A 2565-nucleotide genomic window follows, 5' to 3' on the forward strand; every position below is an offset into this window, starting at 1 on the left:
CCCCGGCCGCGACGGATATCACCCAAGAGGTGGCCGGAATAGTGGTCAAGGCCGGGTTTGGCATGCGGGGCGCGGGCAACCGCGCCGGAGCAGCGCCGATCTTGAAAGATAGACTTGCTGTTCGTCACCCCTGAAGGGCTGCGACCCTTTATCGCGGTATCATGGGGCAACAGGTCATCGAGCGTGGAGGGAATATGCCGAACCAGATTCTGGACTATGTGATGGGCTACTTCGAGAGCAACCTCGGCGTGGAAGGGCTGACTGGGCGGGTCGCGGCCCTCCCGAACGGTGAGGCTTGGGTGACAATCTATGCCGCGAATCCCACGCCAGCCATGTATGATCTGGCACGGATGATTGAAGCCGAATTTGACGAGTTAGAAAAGCCTGTGGCGATCTGCGTGCAACCGTCCGGTGGCTGGCTGAGCCGTTTCAAGAGGCGACTGATAGACCGCGCCGTGTCCGCTGCGGTGTAGGGCTACCTCGACAAGCTACCGGGGTACCTTGCGTATCGACAAGCTACTGTGGCAACTGGCGTCTCCGCTGGGTTTGTCGTTGACCCTGTGCCTGCTGGGACTGCTTTTGCCGGCGTTGGGGCGGCGACGCTGGGGTGCGGGGGTGATCCTGGCGGCGGTCGTTTGGTTGGGGGTCTGGTCGCTGCCCGCCGTCTCGGATGCGCTGCGGCAGTCGCTGGAGGGACGTTTTGCCAATCTGCCCGTCGCGGAATTGCCGGTCGCCGAGGCGGCGGTGGTGCTGGGGGGTGCGATCGATGCTGGGCCGCCCGGCTGGCCGTATCCGGACCTGGGTCCGGCGGCTGACCGGGTCTGGCAGGCGGCGCGGATCTTTCACGCCGGCAAGGCCAAGCGGTTGATCCTGTCCGGCGGGCGCCTGGCCTGGCAGGGGGAGCGACTGCCGGAGGCGCAGGCCATGGGTCGGTTGCTGGCCGATCTGGGGGTGCCGGCCGCCGCGTTGGTGTTGGAGGAGCGCAGCCGCAGCACCCGCGAGAATGCGCTCTACAGCGCGGAGCTGATCCGGACGCTGGGGATCGAGCGCGTGCTGCTGGTGACCTCGGCCCTGCACATGCCGCGCGCGCTGGCGAGTTTCCGTGCGGCGGGGGTGGCGGCGATGCCGGCGCCGACCGATTTCGAGGTGATGCCCCAGCCGGCCCAAGCACTGCGCTGGCTGCCGGATGCGGGGGCCCTGGCGGGCAGTACGCGCGCGCTGAAGGAGTATTTGGGCTGGTGGGTGTATTGGTGGCGGGGCTGGGCGTGATGACGCCGGGGCGGGAGTTGCGATGGCGGCCGCTTGGTGGCGCTTTTTTGATCATTACTTCGGGCACCCGGCCCTTGCGGTCACCCGTCGCGGCCGGGGGGCCGCTCCTACGGCGTTGGCGCGGCGTCCGTGATCGGTGGGGTGGCCGGAATGTTGATCGAGGCCGCGCGCCCGTCGGGTCCGCTGTGCGGACCGACGACCGCACGGTGACCCGCGGTGGCTGCAACGATGATCCAGGCCGGGACGGTCGTAACCGTGGGCGTCAGCGAAACCGCTCCGGCGTGCGTTTAATGCCCGGTGCGTTTGAGCCAAGCCTTGACTTGTTCGGGGTCCAGCCCGCGTAAGCGGTCTTCGGTGGCGAGCCCGCGCAAGCGGTCTTCGGCGGCCAGCCCGCGCAAGCGGTCTTCGGCGGCCAAGCCGCGCAAGCGGTCCTCGGCGGCCAGCCCGCGCAAGCGGTCCTCGGCGGCCAGCCCGCGTAAGCGGTCCTCGGCGGCCAGCCCGCGCAAGCGGTCCTCGGTGGCCAGCCCGCGCAAGCGGTCTTCGGGGGCCAGCCCGCGCAAGCGGTCTTCGACATCCATCCGCTCCAGCAGTGCTTGGCGCTCTTGCGCGCTGAGTTCATGCAGGTCATCGATGACCATACGGTAGGTGTCGCGTTTGAAGTCGTCGAGTGTGTAAGCCATGTCGGGAAACTCCAGACGGTGGACGTTGGCAAGATGGTAGCGCAGCAACTGCGCCGCGGGGCTGTGCGGCCGGTAATGGGCCAGTCCATAGCGGATTCGATCCATCTCGCTGGCGAACAGTTCCCAGGGGGCATTGCGCGGATGCTGGGCCAAGGCGTTCAGGACGATCAGCCGGATCCGGCGGCTGCCCCAGCCGAGGTCGTAGATACCGGGCCAGGCGCTGGGGGTCCGGGCCGCGGCGGGGAGTTGCCGGAACAGCTTCCCAGGATGGCGGGTGGCGACGGCATAGAGACGGAAATCCGCCTCCGGCAGGAGCCGATAGCCCGCGGCCGGCGGTTCCACGGCGGCGTCGGTGTCGGCGGCCGGCGGTCGGCCCGTGGCGGCCTGGATGGAGGCGAGTTTGCGATAGGTGACGTAGTGGCCGATCAGCTCTTCGAGTGCCCAGCCGTCCAGCGGCTCCTGTTTGGACTTGTAGGTCAAGACATTGTGGGCGGTGAGGTTCTCCAACCCGTCGGGCAGGTCGGCCAGGGCTGCCTCAGTGGCCGCCGCGGCGCCGGGTAAGCGTTCGATAATCAGCACGTCCAGCCGCTGGCTCTTGAGCGCGAGTTCCTTTTCC

3 protein-coding genes are annotated in these 2565 nt (G+C 68.0%); 2 read left to right on the forward strand and 1 reads right to left on the reverse strand.

What is annotated here, in order from left to right; translation table 11 throughout:
- The first annotated feature begins 194 nt into the window (after window positions 1-194).
- Window positions 195-473 carry a hypothetical protein gene (locus QZY48_RS18110; protein ID WP_295433692.1) on the forward strand — a complete coding sequence of 93 codons (279 nt, stop codon included), beginning with the start codon at window positions 195-197 and terminating at the stop codon, window positions 471-473.
- Window positions 474-501: 28 nt separating this feature from the next.
- Window positions 502-1269, forward strand: coding sequence for a YdcF family protein (locus QZY48_RS18115; RefSeq protein WP_295433695.1), 768 nt, complete (start codon window positions 502-504; stop codon window positions 1267-1269).
- Between the two features lie 287 nt (window positions 1270-1556).
- Here QZY48_RS18115 and QZY48_RS18120 read toward each other — a convergent pair.
- Window positions 1557-2565: hypothetical protein (locus QZY48_RS18120; protein WP_295433697.1), on the reverse strand; the 1009-nt coding region annotated here is incomplete at its 5' end.

Origin of the sequence: uncultured Thiodictyon sp. (genome assembly GCF_903828115.1) — a bacterium.
In the GTDB taxonomy this organism is placed as follows: Bacteria; Pseudomonadota; Gammaproteobacteria; order Chromatiales; family Chromatiaceae; genus Thiodictyon.